Source organism: Klebsiella sp. S69 (genome assembly GCF_016516145.1).
Lineage (GTDB): Bacteria > Pseudomonadota > Gammaproteobacteria > Enterobacterales > Enterobacteriaceae > Klebsiella > Klebsiella oxytoca.
Genome location: NZ_JACVUU010000018.1, coordinates 97,190 through 122,841, shown reverse-complemented (window position 1 = coordinate 122,841; position 25,652 = coordinate 97,190). Strand labels below are relative to the sequence as shown.

The window sequence follows — 25,652 nt, the reverse complement described above, 5'->3', positions numbered from 1 at the left end:
GCTCATTTTCTTGTGACAGGAGTATGACCCGATGAGCAAAAAAATTGCCCGTGGCAGCCTTTGCGTGCTGGGGATGGTTTTCCTGACGGCGCAGGCCGCCGAGCCGCCGACTTCTCTCGATAAAGGCGAAGGTCGTCTCGATATTATTGCCTGGCCGGGATATATCGAGCGGGGACAAACCGATAAAAGCTACGACTGGGTGAGCCAGTTTGAAAAAGAGTCCGGCTGTCAGGTTAATGTCAAAACCGCCGCCACGTCCGATGAGATGGTCAGCCTGATGGCAAAAGGAGGCTATGACCTGGTCACCGCGTCCGGCGACGCTTCGCTGCGCCTGATTATGGGTAAGCGCGTGCAGCCGATTAACACTGCGCTGATTGCTAACTGGCACTCCCTCGACCCGCGCGTGGAAAAAGGCGCGTGGTTTAACGTCGGCGGACAGGTCTACGGCACTCCGTACCAGTGGGGGCCAAACCTGCTGATGTACAACAGCAAAACCTTCCCGACGCCGCCGGATAGCTGGAGCGTGGTGTTCGTAAAACAAAATCTGCCGGACGGAAAAACCAATCAGGGCCGCGTACAGGCTTATGATGGGCCGATTTATATTGCCGACGCCGCGCTATTCGTTAAAGCCACTCAGCCGCAGCTGGGTATTAATGATCCCTATCAACTTACCGAAGCGCAGTATCAGGCAGTACTGAAAGTCCTGCGCGAACAGCACCCGCTGATCCACCGCTACTGGCACGATACCACCGTGCAGATGAGCGATTTTAAAAACGAAGGCGTGGTGGCCTCCAGCGCCTGGCCCTATCAGGCCAACGGTCTGAAAGCGGAAGGCCAGCCGATCGCCACCGTTTTTCCGAAAGAGGGCGTCACCGGCTGGGCGGATACCACTATGCTGCACAGCGATGCTAAACATCCGGTTTGCGCTTATAAATGGATGAACTGGTCGCTCACCCCGAAAGTGCAGAGGGATGTCGCCGCCTGGTTTGGTTCGCTGCCGGTCGTACCTGCGGGTTGCAAAGCCAGCGCGCTGCTCGGGGATCAAGGCTGCGAAACCAATGGTTACAACGAATTCGCCAAAATTGCGTTCTGGAAAACGCCGGTTGCCGAAGGCGGGAAATTCGTCCCCTACAGCCGCTGGACGCAGGATTACATCGCGATTATGGGCGGTCGTTAAGTCGCCGGAGGCGAAGAACATGCACGCGGTAGAGCTGGATAATGTTTCGCGCCTGTACGGCGACGTGCGGGCGGTGGATGGCGTCAGCATCGCTATTCGCGACGGCGAGTTTTTCTCTATGCTGGGGCCATCTGGCTCCGGCAAAACCACCTGCCTGCGCCTGATTGCCGGATTTGAACAGCTTTCGGGCGGAACGATACGTATTTTTGGCCAACCGGCCAGCGCGCTGCCGCCCTGGCAGCGCGATGTGAATACCGTTTTCCAGGATTATGCGCTGTTTCCTCATATGTCGGTACTCGATAACGTCGCCTACGGGTTGATGGTTAAGGGGATCGGCAAAAAGGAGCGCCACGCCCGTGCGCAGGAGGCGCTGGAGAAGGTGGCGCTCGCTTTTGTGCATGCGCGCAAGCCTTCTCAGCTTTCCGGCGGCCAGCGCCAGCGAGTAGCCATCGCCCGGGCGCTGGTGAATCAGCCCAGGGTCCTGCTGCTGGATGAACCGCTGGGGGCACTGGATCTAAAACTGCGCGAACAGATGCAGCTGGAGCTGAAAAAACTGCAGCAGGCGCTGGGCATCACCTTCATTTTTGTGACCCACGATCAGGGAGAGGCTCTGTCGATGTCTGACCGCGTGGCGGTCTTTAATCAGGGACGCATTGAGCAGGTTGATGCGCCTCAGGATCTCTATTTGCGGCCAAGAACGGCGTTTGTCGCCGGGTTTGTCGGTACCGCCAACGTGTTTAGCAGCGAGCTGGCGCAGAAGCTGTGCGCGATGACGGGCGCCTGGTCGCTGCGTCCGGAGCATATTCGGCTGAATGCCGGCGGGGAGGTGCAGATTCAGGGGATCGTGCAGGCGGTGCAGTATATGGGCGCCGCCACGCGCGTCGAGCTGAAGCTGGCTGACGGCGAGAAGCTGCTGGTGAGTCAGGCGAATGTCGATGGTCAGGCTGCGCTGAACGCCCCTCCGGTAGGGCAACAGGTGCTGGCTTCATGGTCGCGTGCGGCGATGGTCCCCCTGGAGAGCGGAGGGTGATATGACGATGGCGATACCCTCTGCCGGAGGTGGACGCCTGGCCGGCACCTTCTGGCGTCATCCCTCGCTGGCTCTGTTTCTGCTACTGCTGGGGCCGCTCATGTGGTTTGGCATTGTCTATCTGGGGTCGTTGTTGACCCTTTTGTGGCAAAGTTTCTATACCTTTGATGATTTCACCATGTCGGTCACCAACGACCTGACGCTGGCCAATCTGCGCGCGCTGTTTAATCCGGCTAACTACGACATTATTGTGCGCACGCTGGTGATGGCGCTATCGGTGACCGTCGCCAGCGCGATTCTGGCACTGCCCATGGCCTGGTATATGGCCCGCTATACCCGTGGCAAGATGAAAGCCTTTTTCTATATCGCCGTGATGCTGCCGATGTGGGCGAGCTATATCGTCAAAGCCTATGCCTGGACGCTGCTGCTGGCTAAAGATGGCGTCGCCCAGTGGTTCCTGCGCCATCTTGGTCTGGAAAGCGTACTGAGCATGGTGCTGACGATCCCGGCGGTCGGCGGCAATACGCTGTCGACCTCTGGGCTGGGGCGCTTCCTGGTGTTCGTCTATATCTGGCTGCCGTTTATGATCCTGCCTGTGCAGGCGGCGCTGGAACGCCTGCCGTCTTCATTGCTGCAGGCTTCCGCCGATCTTGGCGCCCGTCCGCGCCAGACCTTTCGCTATGTGGTGCTGCCGTTAGCGATCCCCGGCATTGCGGCGGGGTCCATTTTTACCTTCTCCCTGACGCTGGGCGATTTTATCGTGCCGCAGCTGGTGGGGCCGCCGGGATTCTTTATCGGCAATATGGTCTATTCCCAGCAGGGGGCGATTGGCAACATGCCGATGGCGGCGGCGTTTACCCTGGTGCCCATTGTACTGATTGCCCTCTATCTGGCGTTCGTGAAACGTCTGGGAGCATTTGATGCACTCTGATCGCGCACCGCTGTTCCTGAAGGTCGCCACCTGGGGTGGCGTGATATTCCTGCATTTCCCGCTGCTGATTATCGCTCTCTACGCATTCAATACCGAAGACGCCGCCTTCAGCTTTCCGCCTGCAGGCCTGACGCTGCGCTGGTTTAGCGAAGCGGCGGGGCGTAGCGATATTATCGATTCCGTGACGTTGTCACTCAAAATCGCCGCGCTGTCGACCGCCATCGCTCTCGTACTTGGCACGCTGGCTGCAGGTGCGCTGTGGCGCAGCACGTTTTTTGGCAAAAACGCCGTGTCGCTACTGCTGCTATTACCGATTGCGCTGCCCGGCATTATTACCGGGCTTGCGCTGCTGACCGCCTTTAAGGCCGTCAATCTGGAACCCGGGCTGCTGACTATCGTCGTGGGACACGCGACCTTCTGCGTGGTCGTGGTATTTAACAACGTGATTGCCCGCTTTCGCCGCACTTCATGGAGTCTGGTGGAAGCGTCGATGGATTTAGGCGCAACCGGCTGGCAAACCTTTCGTTACGTGGTACTGCCCAATCTGGGATCGGCGCTGCTGGCGGGGGGAATGCTGGCGTTTGCTCTGTCGTTTGATGAAATTATCGTGACCACGTTTACCGCCGGGCACGAGCGTACGCTGCCGCTCTGGTTGCTTAATCAGCTCGGGCGCCCGCGCGATGTCCCGGTCACCAACGTCGTCGCGCTGCTGGTCATGCTGGTGACGATGTTTCCGATTCTGGGGGCCTGGTGGCTCACTCGTGACGGCGACATCAGCGCGGAAAACGGAAAATAAAAAACCGATACAGGATAATGCTATGCAAAATAACCTTTTGATAAACGGTAAGTTAGTGGCTGGCGAAGGCGAGACTGTGCCGGTGTTAAATCCAGCCACCGGCGAAGAGATTTTGTCGATTGCGGAGGCCTCGGCGACGCAGGTTGATGCCGCGGTTGACGCCGCTGACCAGGCCTTTGCCGGCTGGAGTCAGACGACGCCGAAAACCCGCGCCGAATGCCTGCTGCGGCTGGCGGACCTGATTACTGAACATGCCCAGGAGCTGGCTCAACTGGAGTCGTTGAACTGCGGCAAACCGCTGCACTGCGTGGTCAACGATGAGCTACCGGCGGTTGCCGATGTTTTCCGATTTTTCGCCGGTGCAGCGCGCTGTCTGCCGGGTATGGCGGCAGGTGAATACCTCGAAGGCCACACCTCGATGATCCGCCGCGATCCGGTCGGCGTGGTGGCTTCTATCGCGCCGTGGAACTATCCGCTCATGATGGCGGCCTGGAAACTGGCGCCAGCGCTGGCGGCAGGCAACTGCGTGGTAATAAAACCCTCTGAGATCACTCCGCTCACCGCGCTGAAGTTAGGTGAACTGGCGCAGGAGATTTTCCCCGCCGGGGTGCTTAATGTTCTGTTCGGGCGCGGAGCAACCGTCGGCGATCCGCTGACCGCCCATGCCCGGGTTCGCATGGTGTCGCTAACCGGCTCGATTGCTACCGGCGCGCATATTATCGGCCATACCGCGGCGTCGATTAAGCGAACCCATATGGAGCTGGGCGGGAAGGCGCCGGTTATCGTTTTTGATGATGCGGATATTGACGCGGTGGTGGAGGGGGTACGGACCTTTGGGTTTTATAACGCCGGTCAGGACTGTACCGCCGCCTGCCGCATTTACGCGCAGGCCGGAATCTATGACCAACTGGTGGAAAAGCTCGGCGCGGCGGTCGCCAGCCTGAAGATTGGACCGCCGGACGATGAAACGACCGAACTGGGCCCGCTGAGCTCGCAGGCGCATCTGGACAGGGTCAGCGCCGCCGTCGATGCGGCTCGTGCCTTGCCGCATATTCAGGTGGTGACCGGCGGCAGCAAAGCGCCGGGCAATGGTTACTACTTCCAGCCCACGCTGCTGGCAGGGGCGAAGCAGGACGATGCGATTGTGCAGCGGGAGGTTTTTGGTCCGGTTGTCAGCATCACCGCATTTAGCGATGAAGAGCAGGCGCTGTGCTGGGCCAACGATTCCCAATATGGTCTTGCCTCGTCGGTATGGACTCGCGATGTCGGCAGAGCGCACCGGCTCAGCGCCCGCCTGCAGTATGGCTGTACCTGGGTCAATACGCATTTTATGCTGGTTAGCGAAATGCCGCATGGCGGGCAGAAGCTCTCCGGCTACGGCAAGGATATGTCGATGTATGGCCTGGAGGATTATACGACCATCCGTCATGTGATGATCAAGCACGGGTAGAGGATGAGTGATTCAGATTAGCCTGCTAATAGTTACCATAGCAAAAAATGTTAAAACAGAAGCGTGCGTTTATGAGAATATTCTTAAGCCCCTTCAAGAGCTAAGCCATGATGAGTGCCGGAGATAAGCGCCGGGTGGGGCCGGTTAGTCCTCGGGGCGAGGGATGCGCTCTTCCGGGTCCTCTCGTTAACTGACGGAAAAGTTCGCCAGCCCCTGCAGGCAATGCAGGGGCTTTTTGTTGCGCTGGAGATATTAACTTGTTGCTGTGATTTTGCCTGATATCAGGTCATCAGAAATTAAATACGTACGGCGTTATTTATTTTTTGGCAAATGATTAACAGGCTAACGTTTGTTTTTTTTGCTCGGTAAACTTGATTGACGACGCTCGCGAACATAAGAAAAAAGATTATAAATTGCAGCAATAAGTAAAATTAACGCCACAATAAGCACGGCGATTCCGGACATGTACCACCTCAAAAAGCAATGAGTAAAAAACAAGCTTCGCATAACTTGTAATTATGAATGTATGATTTTATGCGAAACAAGGCAAATGATATTTCTTATCATTTAAAGTCGAGAGAAAAGTTTTATCGCTATTTTTGTTTTATAAGTTATTGATAAATAATGATATTTTATCTTTTTAACCCGTTTTACTGTATCCTGGCCGCCATTGAACCCGCTAATTATGATGATCGCCTCTTGGCTCAATGCTGATGATTGGATAAAGAATAGTGAACAATTGCCCTGCGCCAGGAAAGGCCCGTGAGCTTCGGAGAATAGCGCGCAGCGCTGATTGCGGCAAATAAGGCTTATTTAAACTCAAGCCATCAAATATATAACCCTATAAATAAAGGTGTTATTAACTGCGGGTTGTGAGAATAAGTTCTGAAAGGCAAGAGATATTCATTTATCGCCATTAATATTTTCGTGCCCCCCTTTAAATTTAGCGAATATGTAATGTTTATGTTAAATAAGTCGCGATGATGACGGCTGGTGGGGCAGGGAAGCGGGTTTGACTTTATATAGCCGCTCATGCGAACATTCGGCGCAATTTGTTGCTTCGACGTTGATATAGTTTTGAAAAAAATAGCGTGTTTTCTCTTCGTGACCTGCGCCACAGCGATGCTTTACGGGAATTTTCCCGCTAAACAGATTGTTGATTGTGAAAAACAGGGCGTAGCAGAAGCGGTTTGTGCTGCGGCCGCGTGGGACAGTGAAAAAGTTGACCTGCTCTCGGCGTGGGATCCTGAATTGCAGAAGCTGATGACCGTGCAACAACACGCCTCTGCAGCTGAGGCAAGCGCTATTAAATCGTAAAAAAGCAGCCTTCAAAGGCTGCTTTTTTAGGTTTCATTGCTGAGTAAAATCGCTAAAACCAACCAAAACGAACGGACAACAGGCCGATTAGCGCAAGCGCTGCGCCGACATTTATCAGAAGGACGGTTTTGCTGGAAACATCCATAACGCCACCTTAATGAATTAGCCTCTACAGTTATAGTACGAGGTCAAAGGTTGCGCTATCGGACTAAGCCGAATCGGGCGTATTTCTGAAAATTAAAGCCGTGACTCGTTTTATTATGCCATAAACTCTGACGTACGCTGGGGTACGAAAAGGCATCGCTTGACGCGAAAATGCCTCTCAGGGAAGGAAGAAGAAAAATGACGTTGTACCAGAAAATGCTGGTTTTTTATGCAGTTATGGGCTGTATCTGCGCGGTAATAAGCTGGTTCTTAACGAAAGAGAGCCGCTGGATCCGCCTGCTGGCGGCGCTGCTGATTGGCGCGACATGGCCGTTCAGCTTTCCCATGGCGTTGCTGGTCTCTTTGTTCTGATTGAAAAATCGATGGCTAACTTTTAGTGATGACTGTATAAAAAAACAGGCTCAACTAACGGATGATCTTCGATGAACAGTTTCTATTCCTCTCAGGCCGGCGGCAACGTGCGCTGGCTGGACCTGCCCGGCCGCGGTGAACCGATTATCTTTATCCACGGCCTGGGCTGCGCCTCAACCTATGACTATCCTCGCGTGGCCGCCGATCCTGCGCTGGCCGGACGGCGAACGATTCTGGTCGATTTACCCGGATACGGCTACAGCGACAAGCCGCCATCTTTCGGCTATCGCATCGGCGATCAGGCCGGAGTAATAGTTGAGCTTCTGGATAGCTTAGGGCTAACGCGCTGCTACTTATATGGTCACAGCATGGGCGGCAGCGTGGCGATTGAAGCCGCAGAATGGCTCGCCGAACGGGTGCTGGGGCTGCTGGTGGCCGAACCCAATCTCTATCCCGGGGGCGGTATGTACAGCAGGCGCATCGCGGAACAAACCGAAGAGCGCTTTATTGCCCGGGGCTATGCCGAGATGCTCAGTGCCGAAACCTCGCCCTGGGCCGGTTGCCTGCAAAACAGCGCTCCGTGGGCGGTGTGGCGCGGAGCGTCCAGCCTGGTGAAGGGCGCTAATCCGTCCTGGTTTACCCGCTTTATCCATTTATCCTGTCCTAAGGCCCTGATTTACGGAGAGCATTCGTTACCGGCTCATGAAGCGACGGATACTGTCGCGGCGGGGATCCCGCTGTTAGCGATCCCGCTGGCCGGGCATTCAATGGCGTGGGAAAACCCATCGGCGCTGGCCCGCACGCTGGACAATTTTTATGCCAGCATTGAGGCAGAAGTCTGATTCGTGATCGCTACATACAAAAAGAAACAATATTTCATTTATTTTGATATTCCGTTTCCTTTATATGTGGCGAGCGTGAAATGCGAATAATCAACATCCTGGGTATCTCGGCTTTACTCTGTACGCCTCTGCTTCTGCAAGGGTGCGTAACGCAACATCCGCGCGGGACGGCTTCCCGCCCGCAGCTTACGGCGGCGGAAGCGGCAAGCTTCACCATGGAGCGCTATTTTGCGCAGGGCGGCGCGTTGAGTGCCCCGGATGGGCCATGGTCGCCATCGCCAGTTAGCCTTCCGCAAACGGAAAGCGCCTGGCGCGTGGCGCTTGCGGGAGCGCCGTACTCTCGCATTCAGCAGGCGGTTAATGCGGCAATAGCCCAGCATTCGGCAAAGAATGAGCGTATCTATATCCGTATCGAGCCAGGCATCTATCGGGAAACGGTCTATATCCCCGCAGGGGCGCCGCCGATAACCCTTTATGGTGCCGGAGAGCAGCCCGAAGAGGTCAGGATTGAGCTGGCGCTGGATTCACAATTTTCTGCGCAGCGCTATCGCGAGCAGGTGAACGGCCAGCATCAGTATCGTGAAGGCGACCCCGCCTGGTACCAGTATGCGCTTTGCGCCGGGCGTACCAGTAAGACAATAGGCACCAACTGCGCGGCGGTGATGTGGTCGCAAAGCGCTGATTTCCAGCTGGTTAATCTTAGCGTAGCCAACAGTCTGCTGGATACCGTTGATGGCGGTACCCACCAGGGGGTGGCTCTGCGGACGGATGGCGATCGCGTGCAGCTGGAGAAAGTCCGTTTGCTGGGACGCCAGGATACGCTCTATTTGAATACCAGCAACCTGCGTAATGAAGCGGTGACGGATCGCATTAGCCGCGTATACGTCAAAGACAGCTACGTCGAAGGGGACGTGGATTATGTCTTCGGCCGGGCGAATGCGGTCTTTGACAATGTGCATTTCCACACCGTCTCGACGCGCCGTTCTCCCGAGGCTTACGTGCTGGCGCCGAACACGTTGCCGGATAATCCATACGGCTTTCTGGTGAAGAACAGCCGCTTTACCGGCGACAGCGGCTATCAGGGCAGTTTCAAGGCAAAGCTGGGCCGCGCCTGGGATCAGGGGGCAGGCAAGACCGGCTATTTAGCGGGGCAGACCGCCAACGGACAGGTGCTGATCGCCAACAGCGCTATCGATCAAAGCTACGATCGGCTTTCCCCATGGGGCGCTGCGGCCACCACCTCCCGACCGTTCCGCGGCAATATTTCCGCAGAACGACAGCTGGATGACGTGGCCTTTAATCGCCTGTGGGAATTCAAGAACCATTGGCGGCCTTGAAACTTAAAACGGCAGCTCGCGCGGGAGCATTTGCAGCGTGATCCAGCGCAGCTCGGTAAACTCGGCAATCCCCGAGCGTCCGCCAAAGCGGCCATAGCCCGATGATTTACAGCCGCCAAACGGCATTTGCGCTTCATCGTGCACGGTGGGGCCGTTGATGTGGCAAATGCCGGTTTGCAGATTTTGCGCCAGGTTCCACGCCCGGGCGCTGTCCCGACTGTATATCGCCGACGAGAGGCCATATTCGCTTTCGTTCGCGACGGCCAGCGCTTCGGCTTCGTTCTGAACGCGAATAATCGATTTTACCGGGCCGAACGATTCCTCATGCCAGATGCGCATTTCCCGGGTGACGCCATCGAGCAGGGTGGCGCGCATTTGCGTCGAATTGGATGTGCCGCCTGTGAGCAGGCGCGCGCCCTTCGCCAGCGCATCCTCTATCAAGGCATTGCAGCGGGTGACGGTCTTCATCTCTACCACCGGGCCGAGCAGGCTGGCGGGCAGGGCCGCCGCGCGCCTGGCCAGCAGCGCCACAAACTCTTCCGCGACGGCCGCATCCACAATGATGCGCTCGGTCGACATGCAGATTTGTCCGGCGTTGGCGAATGCGCCAAAAACGGTGCCCGCAGCCGCCTGTTCGAGGTCAGCGTCGTCAAGCACCAGCAGCGGTGCCTTGCCGCCCAGTTCAAGCACCGCCGGTTTCAGATGCTCCCCGCAGGTGCGGGCGATAATCCGTCCTACCGGCGTCGAACCGGTGAAGTTGATGCGGCGTACGGCGGGGTGCGCTATTAGAGACTCCACCAGCGCAGGAGCGTCGGCGGGAGTGCAGGTCAGATAATTCACCACGCCGGCGGGGAAGCCCGCCGCCGCCAGGGCATCGATAATTAGCCCCTGAGTCGCCGGCGAGAGCTCCGCGCCTTTGAGAATAACCGTATTTCCGCAGGCCAGCGGCGTGGCGATAGCGCGAGTCGCCAGAATCAATGGTGCGTTCCACGGCGCCATGCTGAGTACGACGCCCGCCCCCTGACGGATGCCCAACGCCAGATTTCCCGGCACGTTAGAGGGGATCACCTGGCCTTCGATTTGCGTGGTCAATGCGGCGGCTTCGCGCAGGATATCGGCGGCCAGATGCACGTTAAAACCGGCCCAGTGCGCGGTAGCTCCCGTTTCGGCCGCCATCGCGGCAATAAACTTCGCCTCACGGCGCAGCATCTCTTCGGCAGCGTCCAGCAGGAGGCGTCGCCGTTCTGCGGGTATCGTATCGCGCCATTGCGGATACGCCGCGCCGGCGGTATCGGCGCAGCGGCGAGCGTCAGCCAGGCTGGCGGCGCTGGCAACGGAGGCGTTTTCTTGCGTCAGCGGGTTGTGGCGGGTAAAAGTGGCATGGCCTTCCGCATCGTGCCACTGGCCGTTGGTGTAGAGAGTGCAGGTTATTGTCATTGTAGGTTTCTCCTGGCGTTGCGATTTGCCGAGTGTACCGGGTTGCGCCGCCGCGTGATGCCGCCCGGGCGGTTATCGCCCTGTTTTTTCGCAACCTTTCGCACGCTTCACATTTATGACTGAAATCGAGGGGAGGGGGGTGAGAGTAGAGATGCTGAATTAATCGGCGAAAAAGCGGTTTTTAGCATAACCTGATACCAATTGATTATTTGCCGGTTGAATTCCCCTGTGCTGTTATTAAAGGACTTATAACAAATTCATAAGGTTTATAACCATGTTTACAGGGAAAACGTTTATTGCGCTGGCGTTGAGCGCACTTCTGCCGGCGGCAAGCGCGCTGGCGGCGGGCGATGATACGCTGGTCTATTGCTCCGAAGCCTCTCCGGAATCCTTCAATCCGCAGATTGCCAGTTCCGGGCCCTCTTTTGTCGCCAGCTCTCAGGTGCTGTATAACCGGCTGATAAACTTTGATCCGGTCAAAAACACGCCTGTTCCTTCCCTCGCGACGGAATGGAGCGTCTCTCCGGACGGCAAAACCTGGACCTTTACCCTGCGTAAAGGCGTGCAGTTCAACAGCAATAAATTCTTTAAGCCGACCCGCGATTTCAACGCCGATGATGTGCTGTTCTCGGTGCTGCGCCAGAAAGATGCGAATCATCCTTATCACAATGTTTCCCACGGGCAATACGAATACTTTCACGACGTCGGGCTGGATAAGCTGATTAAAGAGGTCAAAAAGATCGATGACTACCACGTTCAGTTTGTGCTCAACGAACCCAATGCGGCATTCCTCGCCGACTGGGGGATGGATTTTGCGTCAATTCTGTCTGCCGAATATGCCGATGCAATGCTGAAAAAAGGCACGCCGGAGTATATCGATACCTGGCCTGTCGGCACCGGACCTTACGCCCTCCAGCAGTATAAGGTGGATTCGCTGATCCGCTATGTTGCCAACCCGCACTACTGGGATGGTGAAGTGCCGACTAAACACCTGATCTTCTCGATCACCCCGAACGTTGAGACACGGCTGGCGAAGCTACAAACCAATGAATGCCAGATTATTCCCGCGCCGTCGCCGGTACAATTCCCGGTGATTAAAGGTAATAAAGATCTGGCGCTGCATTCGGTTGAGGCGCTCAACGTCGGCTACCTGGCGTTTAATACCGAGAAAAAGCCGTTCGATAACCTGCTGGTGCGGCAGGCGCTCAACTATGCCACCGACAAGCAGGCGATCGTGAAAGCGGTGTTCCTGGAGTCCGGCAGCGTTGCGAAATCGCCGATCCCTGCCAATATGCTGGGCTATAAGAAAGATCTGCCCGATTACGACTACGATCCGCAAAAAGCGAAAGATCTCCTTAAACAGGCCGGGCTGGAAAAAGGGGCCGAAGTCACCCTCTGGTCGATGCCGGTGCAGCGCCCGTATAATCCTAATTCGCGCCGTATCGCTGAAATGATCCAGAATGACTGGAGCAAAGTTGGCATCAAAGCCAAAATCGTCACCTATGAGTGGGGCGAGTACCTCGCCGGTATGCGCAAAGGGGAGCATGACAGCGCGCTGTTTGGCTGGATGTCAGATAACGGCGATCCGGATAACTTTGCCGGTACCCTGTTAAGCTGCGATAACATTAAAACCGGCTCCAACGTTGCCCGCTGGTGCGATAAGCCCTACGATGCGCTGGTGAAAAAGGCTATCCTGGTGAGCGACCCGCAGGAGCGCGCTAAACTCTACGCTCAGGCGCAGGAGATTTTTTATCAGCAGGCCCCATGGATCACCCTGGCAACCGGCAAAACCTTCTACGCGACGCGCAGTAACGTTAGCGGATACAGCGTGAGCCTGATGGGGAGCGATTTTTCCAAAGTTAAACTTAATTAAGCCGGAAGGAGGAAGCATGTCGCATCTGGATGAGGTCGTCGCGCGCGTGGACGCGGCGATTGCCGAAAGCGTCATTACCCATATGAACGAACTGCTGATTACATTAAGCGACGACGCCGGGCTGGGGCGAGAAGAGCGCTACGTGCAGCAGCAGCGTTTGCGTAACGCTATTGCTCATCATGGCCGCCAGCAGCATGAGGAACAGGAAGCGCGCCGGGAGCAGTTGACCCGCGGCGGCGAGATCCACTAAGCCAGGCGCTAGAACTGGCGTCTGGCCACCAGCCAGGCGCCGATAACCAGCATTACCGCACCGCAGAGTGGGCCAATCAGCGCGCGAAGCGGAACGCCATGCGCGCGAAGTAAATCCATCACCAGGCCACCGATCAACTGACTGGCAATCAATACTGCGATGGTGGTCGCCGCCCCGACGTTCTGATAGCCGCTGATGCTGGCAAAGACAAAGAACGAACCCAGCAAACCCGGAATTAGCGTCCACCACTTTACGCTGACCGCCAGCTCCTGAATCCCTGCCGCGCCGTGCTTCAGCAGCAGTATCGTGACAAAAATCACGATGCCGACCAGCGAGTTCAGCAGCATAGCGATCAGAATGGTCGATGCGGACTGGGTAATTCGTACCATCAGGGTGTTTTGTACGACCAGCCCAATGCCGGCGGCAATCAAACAGGCCAGGGTCAGCGTCTGATTCATGCGCCGCCGTCCGGATCGCGGCGATCGTCAAGCTGTAGCTGCATAAAGGTCAAATCCAGCCAGCGGCCAAATTTCGTGCCGACCTGCGGCATCTGTCCGGTGGTGATAAAGCCCAGCGTGTGGTGCAGATGTAAAGAAGCCTCATTTTGCGCTTCAATACCGGCAACCATCACGTGCTTATTCAACCGCTTAGCTTCGGCGATCAGGGCCACCAGCAGGCTGCGGCCCAGCCCTTTGCCCTGATGCTCAGGATGGACATATACGGAATGCTCGACGGTATGGCGAAAGCCATCAAAGGCGCGCCAATCTCCGAAGGAAGCATAACCGGTAATGACGCCGTTTTCTTCACTCACCAGCACCGGATAACCGGCGATCTGTCGGGCTTCATACCACGCGATGCGATTGTCGGTATCGACGGTTTTATCGTTCCAGATGGCGGCGGTATGGACGACCGCATGGTTGTAGATTTCTGCGATTGCCGCGCAATCGTCTTTGCTGGCATGGCGGATGATCATGGTAACCCTCAGGTTTGTACACTATAGTAGTACGCTATTATTACAATAATGTACGCAAGGCTGTCATCTGTTTTAGCCATAAATTTTTCCTCTGGCTTGCCGACTCCGTCGGTTGTCTGTCCAGGACTCTCCTGTCTCATCATTCAAATCAATACTTCCTGTTTTACAACTGATTAAACGTATCACTATTACTCGGCAGTCATATTTTCAATTTTTATTTACCGGTTTTATATTTTGATGACATTTAGTAATGAAGTTGTGGCTACGATAACTTCATGATTGTATTGAAGATGATACAAATCATTGTGATAGCATTCCCTTTTTTATTTTTACGCAATAGAAATAGCTTAACCCCGGAAGATATATTGTCATTAATCAGAGTGCGTATGGAAAAATATACGGCATAACTCTGGTGGATTTTATAACGATATTCCATTCATACCATTATGCGTATTTATACGCAGGGATTCATTTTGCTGATAAGGGTGAAGCAATGGCGCGTAGGAAAAATATGAAAGTAGTAGTGCCTTCGATACTGACAATTATTATGGGTAATGTATTAGTCAATACCACCATGGCGGCTGAAACCAATGTGCTACAGGCGGCACCGGCTTATACCGCAACGCAGACTAAAGGGGAGACGCTGTGGAGCAATGATGATACGGCGATCGGTATTTTAGGATCCGTACGTTTAATGGCCAAAACGGATTCTCATCATAGCCAGGAACATAATATACAGAATAATGACTCGCGGCTGGGGGTAGCTTTACGGCATAATTTTGATCTGAACGGCCTGAGTAATTATGCCGTAGGTTATTATGAGACCGGCGTTCATGGTTTAGATTCCGCAACAGATGACCAGGGCAACGATGTTTATACCCGGCAGGCTTATGCCGGTATTGGTAACGATCGATATGGTGTAGTGACCTTCGGTAAACAATATGCGCCTACCGACTGGGGGTTGGGCATTGACACAACCTATGCCTGGGGTGGAAAGGCGAAACATGATACCGCCGGAATGTCGACGGATATTATTAATTCCGCGGCAATCTACTATTTTAATGATAAAAATATGACCCTTGGCGTCATGGGGCAAGGTAATGACAACGTCGACAGCATCGGCTTTGCGGCCTATGGCGATGGCCCGAACCTGCATGACGCTTACCGCGATGGTTCAGCCACCGTTCACGGCGGCGCCGCGGCCGCCGCGCAGTATCGCTGGGATAACGGCTTCTCCGTCTCCAGCGCCGTTGCCTATAATCATTACACGGTAAATAGCGGATCAGCCAGCGGCTGCCAGAGTTTTGGCCCGAATGGTCACTGCTTTCATTACACCGATAATAACGGTGATGCCTATGACGGCAATACGTATTCCATGGGGATGAACGCAAAATATACCGCCAACGTCGGTGACCACGCCTGGTATAACGGCGCGGAGGTGACGTATTACCTGAATAAAGTTAATGATGTTAAAGCGGCGACCAGCGGTCATTACGATCGTAATACCCGGCATGGTGATGACCAGGAAACGGTGCTTGGCCTGGAATATGACTCACAGTTTAAAATCACGCCGGCCTGGGGAGTGTACGTTGATTTTAACTGGTCGCAGGGCGGGGATGCCATGGACGGGCAGCACTTCCAGTCGACGGTATTAGGCACTGATTACTGGCTAGGTAATAGCGCGGTGACCTATCTTGAATACGGCTACGAAAAAGCCTGGGGCAACGATAACGAGGCGTGGAATATTGACGATCATCTTGGCGCAGTGGGCCTGCGCGTCTTTATTTAGTCGAGGCGTTTTCTTTTCATTTATTGCCTTAAAGGATGTAAGTTTAATTATCCCCTGATTTCTCCAGATTGCCCGGCGTAATATCACGTCGGGCCTTTTCCTCGGAATAAGCGGCCATTTTCGGCTGGTTGTGCAAACAGACGCCCTACACTATAGTGTCACGCTATGAACACTATAGAAGACAACCTGAACCAGCGCATCAGCGCACGCATCCGTATTGAGCGGGAATCTCGCGGCTGGTCGCTGAGCGAACTGGCGGATCGGGCGGGCGCGTCCCGGGCGATGATCCACAAGATCGAGCGCGGCGAAAGCAGCCCGACGGCCTCTATGCTTGGGCGGCTTTCCGGCGCCTTTGGCATCAGTATGTCGACGCTGATCGCCCGCGCCGAGATGCAGGAAGGCAAGCTGCTGCGGTTGGCTAATCAGCCGGTGTGGCACGACCCGCAGAGCCACTATCTGCGTCGTCACGTGTCGCCGCGTAGCGATTTGCCTATCGATCTGGTGCAGGTAGAGCTGCCCGGGGGCAGCGATATTCCGATGCCGGCGGCTTCTTATGCTCTGGCGCGACAGCTTATCTGGCTGCAGCAGGGCGAGCTGGTGTTTATCGAAGGCACTACGCGCCACGAAATGCAGGCGGGAGATTGTCTGGAGCTCGGGCCGCCGAACGACTGCCGCTTCATTAATGAAACCACGCAGCCCTGCGTCTATCTGGTCGTCCGGCTCAATCAATCTGCCTCATAATGTCAATGCGCGCTGACGGGAAAGCAGCTAGCCTCAATACAGACTTGTCAAAAGAGGAGTTTGTTATGGCTTTTAATCCGCAACGCCACCGCCGCTGGCTGCTGGCATCCCGTCCGCACGGCGAGCCGACCGGGGAGAACTTCCGCCTGGAAGAGGGTGAGGTCGCTTCTCCTGGGCCGGGGCAGCTGCTGCTGCGCACCGTCTTTCTGTCATTAGATCCCTATATGCGCGGGCGGATGAGCGACGCGCCTTCCTACTCGCCGCCGGTCGCCATTGGCGCGGTGATGGTGGGCGGCACCGTAAGCCGCGTTGTAACGTCGAACCATGCTGATTATCAGCCCGGCGATTGGGTGCTCGGCTACGGCGGCTGGCAGGATTATGAGATTTCCGATGGCAGCGGGCTGGTGAAGCTGGGCGATAACCCGGAACACCCCTCCTGGGCGCTGGGTATCCTTGGTATGCCGGGCTTTACCGCCTACATGGGACTGCTCGATATCGGCCAGCCAAAAGCGGGCGAGACGCTGGTGGTAGCCGCCGCCACCGGGCCGGTCGGCGCCACGGTCGGCCAGATAGCGAAGCTGAAAGGATGCCGTACGGTAGGCATTGCGGGCGGCAGCGAGAAGTGCCGTTATGCGGTAGAGACGCTGGGTTTCGACGTCTGTATCGATCACCGCGCGCCCGATTTTGCCGTTAAGCTGTTAGAAGCGTGCCCGCAGGGCATCGATATCTACTATGAGAACGTCGGCGGCAAAGTATTCGATGAAGTGCTGCCGCTGTTGAACACATCGGCCCGCGTGCCGGTCTGCGGCCTGGTCAGCGGTTACAACGCTACCGCGCTCCCCGCTGGCCCGGATCGTTTACCGCTGCTGATGGCGACGATCCTCAAAAAACGCATTCGGATGCAGGGCTTTATCATCGGCCAGGATTACGGTCACCGGATTGCGGAGTTCCAGCAGGAGATGGGGCGCTGGGTGCAGGCAGGGAAAATCAAATACCGCGAGCAGGTCGTTGACGGCCTGGAGAACGCACCACAGGCGCTCATCGGCCTGCTGAAGGGTGAGAACTTCGGTAAGGTCGTGGTACGCGTCTCTCCTGACGAGTAATCATGTACCCGGCAGGCTTCGCGCCTGCCGGATAGTTTGACCATCAGGCGTAAAACGCCAGCCGCTCGGCCAGCAGATCGACAAAGGCCCGGCGATCGATGTCGAGCATCACCGTCGTATTTGGCGCCTTGCCGGTCAGGTTGTAGAAATCGACCACCGTCATTCCCTGCGTATATTTCCCCTGCGTTTCCACGCCGACCCAGCGTTCAACGGTGGTAAACATCTCCGGCTTCAGCAGCCAGGCAATGGTGCAAGGATCGTGCAGCGGAGCGCCGACAAAACCCCATTTTTCATCCTTATGGTACTCAAGGAAAAAGTCGAGTAGTTCGGCGACGATAGTGGATATCGGATTGCCGATACGGCGGAAACGCTCGATATCTTCGACGTTGATTTGCGCTTTGTGGGTGACATCCAGCCCGGCCATCACCACCGGGATCCCGGACTGGAAAACGATCTCTGCCGCTTCCGGGTCGACGTAGATATTAAACTCGACCGCCGGCTGCCAGTTACCCAGCACCATGGCGCCGCCCATCATCACGATGCGGGCAATTTTGCTATGCAGTTCAGGGTGGCTGTTGAGCAACAGGGCGACGTTGGTTTGCGGACCGGTAGCGACGATCGTAACCGGCCCGGCGCTTTCGCGCAGCGTTTTCGCCATCAGCTCGACGGCGGTGCAGGCCTGCGCGGCAAAGCCCGGCTCCGGCAGCGCCGGGCCGTCAAGCCCACTCTCGCCATGCACGTTATCGGCGATAATCAGCTCCCGCATCAGCGGCTTAAGCGCGCCGCCGGCGACCGGAATATCCGGGCGCTTAAGCAGGGTGAGCATCCTCAAGACGTTGCGCAGCGTTTTTTCCGGTGTCTGGTTTCCGGCGGAGGAGGTGACGGCTTTCACATCGAGTTCGGGTGAGGCGAGGGCAAGAACGAGGGCGATCGCGTCGTCGTGACCCGGATCGCAATCGATAATCACTGGCAGTGACATGGCAGCTCCTTGTTGGCGTTATTTTGTGACAAGGGTAACGCCGCAAAGCGCTATAGACGAGGCTCAACGCAGGATAGTGTGATGGTGTGCACGAATGGTTGCCGATATTTTGGGCTCTCTCGCCAGGACGGATGCGCGATCTGTGCGCAATCAGGGCGTAGCCATGCGGTGGCGCAAGAAGTCGCTTCACGCGGTGGCGTATAATGATAAAACGACTCAACCATACGAATATTATTGGTTTGCTTTCCGCAAATGGATTCTTATTCTAAAGAAAATTTTACGAGGTAACCGCAATGAAAGATGTTGTAGATAAATGCAGTACCAAAGGCTGTGCCATTGATGTAGGTTCGATTATTGATAATGAGGACTGCGTATGGCGAGTTGAGAAAAACTTCGTCAGCCGTGAAGAGGCTGAGTCCACCCTGGCGGCCGTTCGCCAACGTGCCGAAGCCGCCGCACCCGCCAGCGAGCCGCCGCAGGTTGACTATACCATTGAGACCGCCGGTGATGAGGTTAAGCTTGAGGCTTCAATTGCTTTCTCCTGCCAGGCGGAGAAGATTATCTTCGAATTGTCCTTAAGAAACGTGATTTAACGTCAGCAAGCCGCCACAGCTAATCCTCAAGGGGATCATGCAAGCGATCCCCTTGAGGCTCAGCGGTTAAGGGTTACTCAAATCGCCATGCCAGATTGAGCCCGATGCCGTAGTTGCGGCCCGGCGCCGGTTCGTAGTAGCGTCCATTGGATTCGTTAACGATAACCGAACCGGCGTAGCGGCGGTCAAACAGGTTATCGACGCGGCCAAACAGATCCATATCCATCTTGCCGTAGCTCCATTTATAGCCGGTCGTCAGGCCGACGACTGTCCAGGACGGCGCTTTGGCGGTGTTCTCATCGTTAGCCATAATATCGCTCAGATAGCGAATATCGCTGCCCGCGTACCAGCCTTTTTCGGGCTGGTAGCCGAAGGAGGCGTAGCCCATGTTACGGGCGATCCCCGGAATACGATTGCCTTTACAGCTGGCATCGTCGCAGACGTTGGTACGATAGGTCGCATCCAGCCAGGTCCAGGCCGCTTTTAAACGCCAGCTCTCGCCAAACTGCTGATCCAGCCCCAGTTCCATCCCCTGGCGACGGGTTTTCCCGGCGTTTTTGTAGCTGGTACGGCCCCCGCTGCTGGCATCGACAACAATCTCATTGTCGGTGTCGGTCTGGAACAGCGCGGCAGTTAACAGGCCATTGCCGATTCGCGCCTTACTGCCAATTTCAACCGTTTCGTTGGTCGACGGCTGCAGGCCAAAATTCAGCCCGCCCTGGTCGCCGGAGCGATAGGAAAGCTCATTGATCGTCGGCGTTTCGAAACCGCGACCGGCGGAGACGTAGACATTCCAGGCGTCGGTTACCGCATATTTCAGCGAGCCTGCCGGCAGCCATTTATGATAGCTGGCTTCGCCGCTGTCATCGCCGTTGCCCGGCGTAATGTAATAATCGTTGGAATCGAACCAGACTGAGCTATAGCGCACGCCGGCGTCCAGAGAGAGCTTCTCGGTGAGCTGCCACTGGGTTTGCAGATAAGGGTCAAGGTTCCACATCAGGTTGCGCTCATTGCGGCGCAGGTCGCCTTTCTCCCCGTACTGCGGCGCGCCGTTGTTCATGACAAAGTTTTCGTAACCCTTGCGACGTTCGCTCATGGTCTCGTAGTCGAGACCGGTGGTAAAGGTGACCGGCACCAGAAGCTCGCCACGGTGCGTCCAGCGGGTATCAATGCCCTGATAGTGACGCGTCAGGTCGATCACGCCGCCCGCATGGGTGGGTTTGAGCTGCGGCGCACGCGGGATCGACTGATATTGCGTGGTCTCACGCTCGCCGGCATACATCATCACGCTCAGATCGTCCTGCTCGCTCAGCTGTCGCTCGTAGCGTAAACCGGCCTGGGTCTGTTTGATGGTTTTACGGGTATTGTACTCATCGCCTCTCGGCGACTGGCGCGGATTGTTTTGCCATTCGTCATAGCTCAGGCCGCCCGCGTCATTAGCTTTAATATCCACGCTGTTAAACAGCAGGGTCAGCTTACTGACGTCATTGATGCGCACGCCGAGCTTCGCGTTGGCGAGATTCTTACGCGCGCCGCTATGGTCGCGGGAGCCATGGGTGGTGAAGCGGTTGGTGGAGACCACATAGTCGACATCGCCCGCATGGGTGCCGTCGCCGACCGCGCCGGTTGCTTTCATGCCGTAATGCCAGGTACCGAAGCTGCCATAATAGCTGCTGGCTTCGAGAGTTGGCGGTTGGGCGCCGGTCTGGCTGGTAGCGTTGATCACCCCGCCGGAGGAGTTACCGTACAGGGCGGAAAACGGTCCGCGCAGCACTTCAAGCGAATCGAGGCTGCCAATATCAATATTCGAGGTTTGCCCCTGGCCGTCGGGCATGGTGGCCGGGATGCCATCGACGTAAATGCGCAGCCCGCGCACCCCGTAGGTGGAGCGAGAGCCAAAGCCGCGAATTGAAAGCTGCAGATCCTGCGCGTAGTTCTGGCGGTTTTGCACCTGTAGTCCCGGTACCGCGCCCAGCGACTCGGAGAGGTTAACCCGCGGCGCAGCCTGGCGCATCTCATCGCCGTTAACCACGCTGACGGCGGCGGGGGTATCGAGTTCAGAGACTGCCGACGGCGCGGCGGTAACTACCATGGTCTGTTCAGCGGCGATAGCGGTTGGCGCAGCGGATACCAGCGGTAAAAGCAGAGCGGGGAGCGCGACGGCGCGCACGGAAAGGATTTTCATCAACGTTACTCACAAAACGAACCAAACGGAACATATGTATATATGTTAGCTCTTTTGTAAATTTTTTGAAAAGACTTAACAGGATTTGAGTTAACAAATAGCAAGAATTGCGTGATGCTCAGGACACAACTGGTAATTAACGCTCCACATTGCGATAAATAATGATTACTATTCGCATTCCAAAGAATAGCGCAAAGCGATGATTTTGCGCCCCGGAAGCACTGTCGAGCAGGCATATATTTGTTTTATCAAAGGGAGTCGTCATGTCATTACGTCATCTGTCCGCGCCGCGTCTGCGCCGTTCACTGTTGTTAACTTCATTACTGCTGGCGGGGAGCTTTAGCGCCCATGCGGCGGAAGAAATGCTGCGCAAAGCCGTCGGCAAGGGCGCATACGAAATGGCCTATAGCCAGCAGGAGAACGCGCTGTGGGTGGCCACATCGCAAAGCCGTTCGCTGGATAAAGGCGGCATCGTTTACCGTCTCGATCCGACGACCCTCGAAGTAACCCAGATCATTCATAACGACCTGAAACCCTTCGGCGCGACGATCAATAACGCCACCCAGACCCTGTGGTTTGGCAACACTACCGACAGCACCGTCACTGCCATTGATGCTAAAACCGGTAAGGTAAAAGGGCGTCTGGTGCTCGACGCTCGTCAGCGCAGCGAAACCGTGCGCCCGCTGGCGCCGCGCGAGCTGGCGGTCAATGAGAAAACCAATACCGTCTACATCACCGGCCTGGGTAAAGAGAGCGTGATTTGGGTTGTGGATGGCGACAAGCTGACGCTGAAAGACACTATCGCTAATACCGGCGCAATGGCGACCGGCCTGGCGGTGGACGCAGAAGCGAACCGCATCTATACCACCAACGCCGACGGCGAGCTGGTGACTATCGACAGTACCAGCAATAAGATCCTCTCGCGCAAGAAGTTGCAGGATGATGGCAAAGAGCACTTCTATCTGAATCTCAGCCTTGATAACGCCGGTCATCGCGCCTTTATCACCGACAGTAAACAGCCGGAAGTGCTGGTGGTCGATATTCGCGATGGCAAAGTGCTGGAGAAAATCGCCGCGCCGGAGTCCCTGGCCGTTCTGTTTAACCCGACGCGCAATGAAGCCTACGTGACGCACCGCAAAGCCGGGGAAGTGAGCGTGATCGATGGTAAGAGCTACAAGGTGGTCAAAACTTTCAAAACCCCGACCCACCCGAACAGCCTGATGCTTTCCGCCGATGGCAAAACGCTGTACGTAAGCGTGAAGCAGGAATCGACGCGTCAGAAAGAGGCGACCCAGCCGGATGACGTTATCCGCATCGCGCTGTGATCTTCACGGGAGGGGGAAGCCCCTCCTGAAAGTCGTTCTGCCGGGCGGCGGTTTGCGTCTTACCCGGTCGGCATAATCCCCGCCTGGTTCGTGCCTTACAGAAAATAGCGTCTTCACCGATATCACCCTCTGTTACAAACGCTTATTAGCCTGACAAATGTAATGGCTATAAACTTACCGCTTTCCTGCGCAAGCGGGACGGTGGCATTAATCCTGGAGATATGATGAAAAGAACATTGATGGTCGTTTGCGCCGGCGCAATGCTGGCTTTGCTGGCAGGCTGTAGCTCAAACTACGTGATGACGACGAAAAGCGGGCAAACCATTGTGACGCAGGGCAAACCGAAGCTGGATAAAGATACCGGCATGACCAGCTATACCGATGAGTCGGGCAATAAGCGCCAGATTAACAGCAGCGATGTTGCTCAGCTGGTGGAAGATAATTAAGTTCTGCAGTTGCGGTTTGCCCCACCGGGCAAACCGCAAAAGGGACGGGTTACGGTTTTTCAATATCCGGCGCAGTGCTGTGAATATCATGCACGCGCTTGCGTACGCCAAACCAGCCGGCGAACAGCAAAACGGCAATCAGCGGAATCGAACCGATGGTATAAGTCCCATTCGGGTAATCGAAAGCCATTAATACCAGCACGCTCAGCAGGAATAGCAGGGTCAGCCAGGAAGTAAAAGGCGCTCCCGGCATCTTGAAGCTGACGTCTGCGGCCTTGCCTTCTTTGATCGCCTTGCGCAGGCGCATCTGGCACACCACAATAAATCCCCACGAGGCGATGATGCCCAGCGAAGCGACGTTGAGGACTATCTCAAACACCTGCGAAGGCACCAGGTAGTTGAGGAATACCCCAACGACATAGACGCCCAGCGTTGCCAGAATACCGGCATAGGGCACGTGATGGCGGCTCATTTTCGACATAAATTTAGGCGCTGAACCGCCCATCGACATGGAGCGCAGAATACGCCCGGTGCAGTACAGTCCGGAGTTGAGGCTGGAGAGCGCGGCGGTTAATACCACAATATTCATCACGCTGCCGATATACGGCACGCCCAGCTTCGAGAAGAAGGTGACGAACGGACTCTGCCCGGCCTGATAGGCATTCCACGGTAGCAGCAGCACCAGCAGCAGCACCGAGCCAACGTAGAACAGACCAATACGCCAGATGACGCTGTTGATGGCGCGCGGCACCATGGTCTGCGGATCTTTACACTCGCCGGCGGCGGTACCTACCAGTTCAATAGAAGCGAAGGCGAAAACCACGCCCTGAACCAGCACCAGCGCCGGCAGCAGGCCGTGCGGGAACAGACCGCCGTTATCGGTGATCAGATGGAAACCGGTGGCATTGCCATCCAGCGGCTTGCCGGTGCCAAGAAAAATAGTCCCGACCACCAGAAACGCCACGATTGCCAGTACCTTGACCAGCGCGAACCAGAACTCCATCTCGGCGAACCATTTCACGCCGATCATATTCATGGTGCCGACGATCGCCAGCGCGCCGAGGGCAAAGACCCACTGCGGAACGTCGCCGAAGGCGCCCCAGTAGTGCATATACAGCGCGACGGCGGTGATATCGACAATCCCGGTCATCGCCCAGTTGATGAAGTACATCCAGCCCGCAACGTAAGCCGCTTTTTCGCCGAGGAACTCGCGGGCGTAGGAGACGAAGCTGCCGCTGGAAGGGCGATGAAGCACCAGCTCGCCAAGCGCGCGTAAAATAAAGAACGAGAAGAGGCCGCAGACCAGATAAACCAGCGCCAGCGCCGGTCCCGCCATTTGCAGGCGCGCGCCCGCGCCGAGGAACAGGCCGGTACCAATCGCGCCGCCGATGGCAATCATCTGCACCTGACGGTTGCCCATCGCCTTGTGGTAGCCGGACTCCTGCGAGTTTAGCCAGTGGCGTTTGGAAGCGTGCTGCTCCGCTACGCTAGAGTGTTTTGTATTCATTGATGTCGCTATTTTCCTGTCAATGTCCATGAAGTGGTTCGTGCTGCTGGCTCTCCCATCATTCTGATGAATGAGATAAGCGAGCATGGCGGAGAATCCTACACGCATCGGAAAATGGACGCACGTAAAAGATTTGTCGACAGCACTTGCTTAAATATCAATGAGATCGGCAGGTTTAAGTCCTTCCCCGGCGCCCTGGAAATTTTGCTCAGCGTTTTAACGGTATTGCGCTATGCTTTTCCGCCCGCGTTTTGCCCGAGAGGCCACGATGAAAATCAACGTAGTAGGGACCAGCGGCGTCGGCAAATCTACCCTCGCGCGTCGGCTGGCTCAGGAACTGTCTCTGCCTTATATCGAAATGGATGTGCTCTACTGGCTGCCCGAGTGGCAAGGGACGCCGGACGATGAGTTCTACGCTAAGCTGGCCGCCGCGCTCGCCGCGCCAGGCTGGGTGCTTGACGGCAACTATAACCGCAGTCGTCCGGTAAAATGGCGCGACGTGGATCTGGTGGTGTGGGTGGATTACAGCTTCTGGCGCACGATGCGCCAGGCTATCTGGCGCGCGGCATCGCGTGCCAGCCGACGCCAGGAACTGTGGCCCGGCACCGGTAACTGTGAAACCTTCCGCCGCTCCTTCTTTAGCCGGGACTCCATTATTCTCTGGACGCTAAAAACCTGGCGCAATAATCGCCGCCGCTATCTGGCGGATATGCAGGATCCGCAGTATCGACATATTCGCTTTGTGCGCTTACGCAACCAGCAGCAGACCGAGGCGCTGGTGCGCGAGCTTCGGCAGAATAGCCGATAATCCCCCGGCTCGCGCTGCGCTTAGCCGGGCTACAGGCCCGCAGATTGCTCAGGACGCGTAGCCCGGACAGATGCGCAGCATCGCCTCCGGGAAATCCTGCCACTCTGCGCTCTTTCCCCGGGGGCGGCGCAAAGCGCCTGCCCGGGCTACCGGGCCGCAGGCTGCTGAGGACGCGTAGCCCGGACAGATGCGCAGCATCGCCTCCGGGAAATTCTGTCACTCTGCGCTCTTTTCCGGGGCGGCGCCG

General features: G+C 56.2%; 26 protein-coding genes. 18 read left to right on the top strand and 8 right to left on the bottom strand.

Features of this window, described 5'->3' with window-relative positions:
• Positions 1–31 precede the first annotated feature (31 nt).
• Genes ydcS through patD form a run of 5 tightly spaced genes read left to right on the top strand, consistent with a single transcriptional unit; the run spans position 32 to position 5,384 of the window.
• The gene (ydcS, locus tag IAE27_RS18275; protein ID WP_200092765.1) at positions 32–1,177 is read left to right on the top strand and encodes a putative ABC transporter substrate-binding protein YdcS; all 1,146 of its coding nucleotides are present in this window, start codon (positions 32–34) and stop codon (positions 1,175–1,177) included.
• A gap of 19 nt (positions 1,178–1,196) precedes the next feature.
• Entirely contained in the window at positions 1,197–2,207 is a 1,011-nt protein-coding gene (locus IAE27_RS18270) for an ABC transporter ATP-binding protein (protein WP_004112756.1), read from the top strand.
• A gap of 1 nt (position 2,208) precedes the next feature.
• Positions 2,209–3,138, top strand: a complete 930-nt coding sequence (locus IAE27_RS18265) for an ABC transporter permease (protein ID WP_004112757.1) — start codon at positions 2,209–2,211, stop codon at positions 3,136–3,138.
• On the top strand, positions 3,128–3,934 hold the full coding sequence (locus IAE27_RS18260) for an ABC transporter permease (protein WP_017145957.1): 807 nt from the start codon (positions 3,128–3,130) through the stop codon (positions 3,932–3,934). Before IAE27_RS18265 ends, IAE27_RS18260 begins: the two co-directional genes overlap by 11 nt.
• A 22-nt stretch (positions 3,935–3,956) precedes the next feature.
• Positions 3,957–5,384 (top strand): aminobutyraldehyde dehydrogenase, encoded by a 1,428-nt coding sequence (gene patD, locus IAE27_RS18255; RefSeq protein ID WP_064396094.1) that lies wholly within the window; start codon positions 3,957–3,959, stop codon positions 5,382–5,384.
• A 342-nt stretch (positions 5,385–5,726) separates the two neighbouring features.
• Here the strand turns inward: patD and IAE27_RS18250 are convergent, their stop codons facing one another.
• Positions 5,727–5,849, bottom strand: a complete 123-nt coding sequence (locus IAE27_RS18250; RefSeq protein ID WP_004101819.1) for a small membrane protein — start codon at positions 5,847–5,849, stop codon at positions 5,727–5,729.
• A 567-nt stretch (positions 5,850–6,416) separates the two neighbouring features.
• On the opposite strand from IAE27_RS18250, the gene IAE27_RS18245 reads away from it, so the two are divergent.
• Positions 6,417–6,701, top strand: a complete 285-nt coding sequence (locus IAE27_RS18245; protein ID WP_154022165.1) for a hypothetical protein — start codon at positions 6,417–6,419, stop codon at positions 6,699–6,701.
• A gap of 52 nt (positions 6,702–6,753) precedes the next feature.
• Here the strand turns inward: IAE27_RS18245 and yncL are convergent, their stop codons facing one another.
• Positions 6,754–6,846: a stress response membrane protein YncL gene (gene yncL / locus IAE27_RS18240; RefSeq protein WP_004101822.1), complete on the bottom strand. Its 93-nt coding sequence runs from the start codon at positions 6,844–6,846 to the stop codon at positions 6,754–6,756.
• Positions 6,847–7,043: 197 nt separating this feature from the next.
• On the opposite strand from yncL, the gene IAE27_RS18235 reads away from it, so the two are divergent.
• The 3 genes from IAE27_RS18235 (at position 7,044) to IAE27_RS18225 (ending at position 9,396) form a co-directional block, all read left to right on the top strand.
• Complete coding sequence (locus IAE27_RS18235) at positions 7,044–7,217, top strand: GhoT/OrtT family toxin (protein WP_004101823.1); 174 nt, start codon at positions 7,044–7,046, stop codon at positions 7,215–7,217.
• Between the two features lie 71 nt (positions 7,218–7,288).
• Entirely contained in the window at positions 7,289–8,059 is a 771-nt protein-coding gene (locus IAE27_RS18230) for an alpha/beta fold hydrolase (protein ID WP_135800800.1), read from the top strand.
• Between the two features lie 80 nt (positions 8,060–8,139).
• On the top strand, positions 8,140–9,396 hold the full coding sequence (locus IAE27_RS18225) for a putative acyl-CoA thioester hydrolase (RefSeq protein WP_024274118.1): 1,257 nt from the start codon (positions 8,140–8,142) through the stop codon (positions 9,394–9,396).
• 3 nt (positions 9,397–9,399) lie between these two features.
• Here IAE27_RS18225 and IAE27_RS18220 read toward each other — a convergent pair whose 3' ends face one another.
• A complete protein-coding gene (locus IAE27_RS18220; RefSeq protein ID WP_154022164.1) occupies positions 9,400–10,833 on the bottom strand; it encodes an aldehyde dehydrogenase in 1,434 nt (477 codons plus the stop codon).
• A gap of 274 nt (positions 10,834–11,107) precedes the next feature.
• Between IAE27_RS18220 and IAE27_RS18215 the strand changes: the two genes are divergently transcribed.
• Entirely contained in the window at positions 11,108–12,706 is a 1,599-nt protein-coding gene (locus IAE27_RS18215; RefSeq protein ID WP_017145954.1) for an ABC transporter substrate-binding protein, read from the top strand.
• 16 nt (positions 12,707–12,722) lie between these two features.
• On the top strand, positions 12,723–12,956 hold the full coding sequence (locus IAE27_RS18210; protein WP_032728189.1) for a DUF2526 family protein: 234 nt from the start codon (positions 12,723–12,725) through the stop codon (positions 12,954–12,956).
• 8 nt (positions 12,957–12,964) lie between these two features.
• Here IAE27_RS18210 and IAE27_RS18205 read toward each other — a convergent pair whose 3' ends face one another.
• Both IAE27_RS18205 and IAE27_RS18200 read right to left on the bottom strand, forming a co-directional pair.
• Complete coding sequence (locus IAE27_RS18205) at positions 12,965–13,414, bottom strand: DMT family transporter (RefSeq protein ID WP_004101838.1); 450 nt, start codon at positions 13,412–13,414, stop codon at positions 12,965–12,967.
• Complete coding sequence (locus IAE27_RS18200) at positions 13,411–13,929, bottom strand: GNAT family N-acetyltransferase (protein WP_004112774.1); 519 nt, start codon at positions 13,927–13,929, stop codon at positions 13,411–13,413. The genes IAE27_RS18205 and IAE27_RS18200 overlap by 4 nt, the downstream gene beginning before the upstream one ends.
• A 493-nt stretch (positions 13,930–14,422) precedes the next feature.
• Here IAE27_RS18200 and IAE27_RS18195 point away from each other — a divergent pair, with 493 nt between their 5' ends.
• The 3 genes from IAE27_RS18195 to IAE27_RS18185 all read left to right on the top strand — a co-directional run bounded on the left by IAE27_RS18195 (position 14,423) and on the right by IAE27_RS18185 (position 17,562).
• The gene (locus IAE27_RS18195; protein ID WP_032728193.1) at positions 14,423–15,718 is read left to right on the top strand and encodes a porin; all 1,296 of its coding nucleotides are present in this window, start codon (positions 14,423–14,425) and stop codon (positions 15,716–15,718) included.
• Between the two features lie 165 nt (positions 15,719–15,883).
• Positions 15,884–16,459: a helix-turn-helix domain-containing protein gene (locus tag IAE27_RS18190; protein ID WP_004101846.1), complete on the top strand. Its 576-nt coding sequence runs from the start codon at positions 15,884–15,886 to the stop codon at positions 16,457–16,459.
• A 65-nt stretch (positions 16,460–16,524) separates the two neighbouring features.
• On the top strand, positions 16,525–17,562 hold the full coding sequence (locus tag IAE27_RS18185) for an NADP-dependent oxidoreductase (protein ID WP_004112778.1): 1,038 nt from the start codon (positions 16,525–16,527) through the stop codon (positions 17,560–17,562).
• A 43-nt stretch (positions 17,563–17,605) separates the two neighbouring features.
• Here IAE27_RS18185 and rihA read toward each other — a convergent pair whose 3' ends face one another.
• The gene (gene rihA / locus IAE27_RS18180; protein ID WP_200092763.1) at positions 17,606–18,541 is read right to left on the bottom strand and encodes a pyrimidine-specific ribonucleoside hydrolase RihA; all 936 of its coding nucleotides are present in this window, start codon (positions 18,539–18,541) and stop codon (positions 17,606–17,608) included.
• A gap of 293 nt (positions 18,542–18,834) precedes the next feature.
• Between rihA and IAE27_RS18175 the strand changes: the two genes are divergently transcribed.
• Positions 18,835–19,134 (top strand): DUF406 domain-containing protein, encoded by a 300-nt coding sequence (locus IAE27_RS18175; RefSeq protein WP_017145949.1) that lies wholly within the window; start codon positions 18,835–18,837, stop codon positions 19,132–19,134.
• A gap of 73 nt (positions 19,135–19,207) precedes the next feature.
• Here the strand turns inward: IAE27_RS18175 and pqqU are convergent, their stop codons facing one another.
• On the bottom strand, positions 19,208–21,319 hold the full coding sequence (gene pqqU, locus IAE27_RS18170) for a TonB-dependent receptor PqqU (protein WP_004101853.1): 2,112 nt from the start codon (positions 21,317–21,319) through the stop codon (positions 19,208–19,210).
• 263 nt (positions 21,320–21,582) lie between these two features.
• On the opposite strand from pqqU, the gene IAE27_RS18165 reads away from it, so the two are divergent.
• Together IAE27_RS18165 and IAE27_RS18160 are read left to right on the top strand one after the other, a co-directional pair.
• Positions 21,583–22,644 (top strand): YncE family protein, encoded by a 1,062-nt coding sequence (locus tag IAE27_RS18165; RefSeq protein WP_115239519.1) that lies wholly within the window; start codon positions 21,583–21,585, stop codon positions 22,642–22,644.
• Positions 22,645–22,868: 224 nt separating this feature from the next.
• Complete coding sequence (locus tag IAE27_RS18160) at positions 22,869–23,090, top strand: YgdI/YgdR family lipoprotein (protein WP_004101857.1); 222 nt, start codon at positions 22,869–22,871, stop codon at positions 23,088–23,090.
• A gap of 49 nt (positions 23,091–23,139) precedes the next feature.
• On the opposite strand, the gene ansP is transcribed toward IAE27_RS18160, so the two are convergent.
• Positions 23,140–24,597, bottom strand: coding sequence for an L-asparagine permease (gene ansP / locus IAE27_RS18155; RefSeq protein ID WP_154022162.1), 1,458 nt, complete (start codon positions 24,595–24,597; stop codon positions 23,140–23,142).
• 268 nt (positions 24,598–24,865) lie between these two features.
• Here ansP and IAE27_RS18150 point away from each other — a divergent pair, with 268 nt between their 5' ends.
• Entirely contained in the window at positions 24,866–25,405 is a 540-nt protein-coding gene (locus tag IAE27_RS18150) for an AAA family ATPase (RefSeq protein ID WP_023329650.1), read from the top strand.
• Positions 25,406–25,652: the final 247 nt, after the last annotated feature.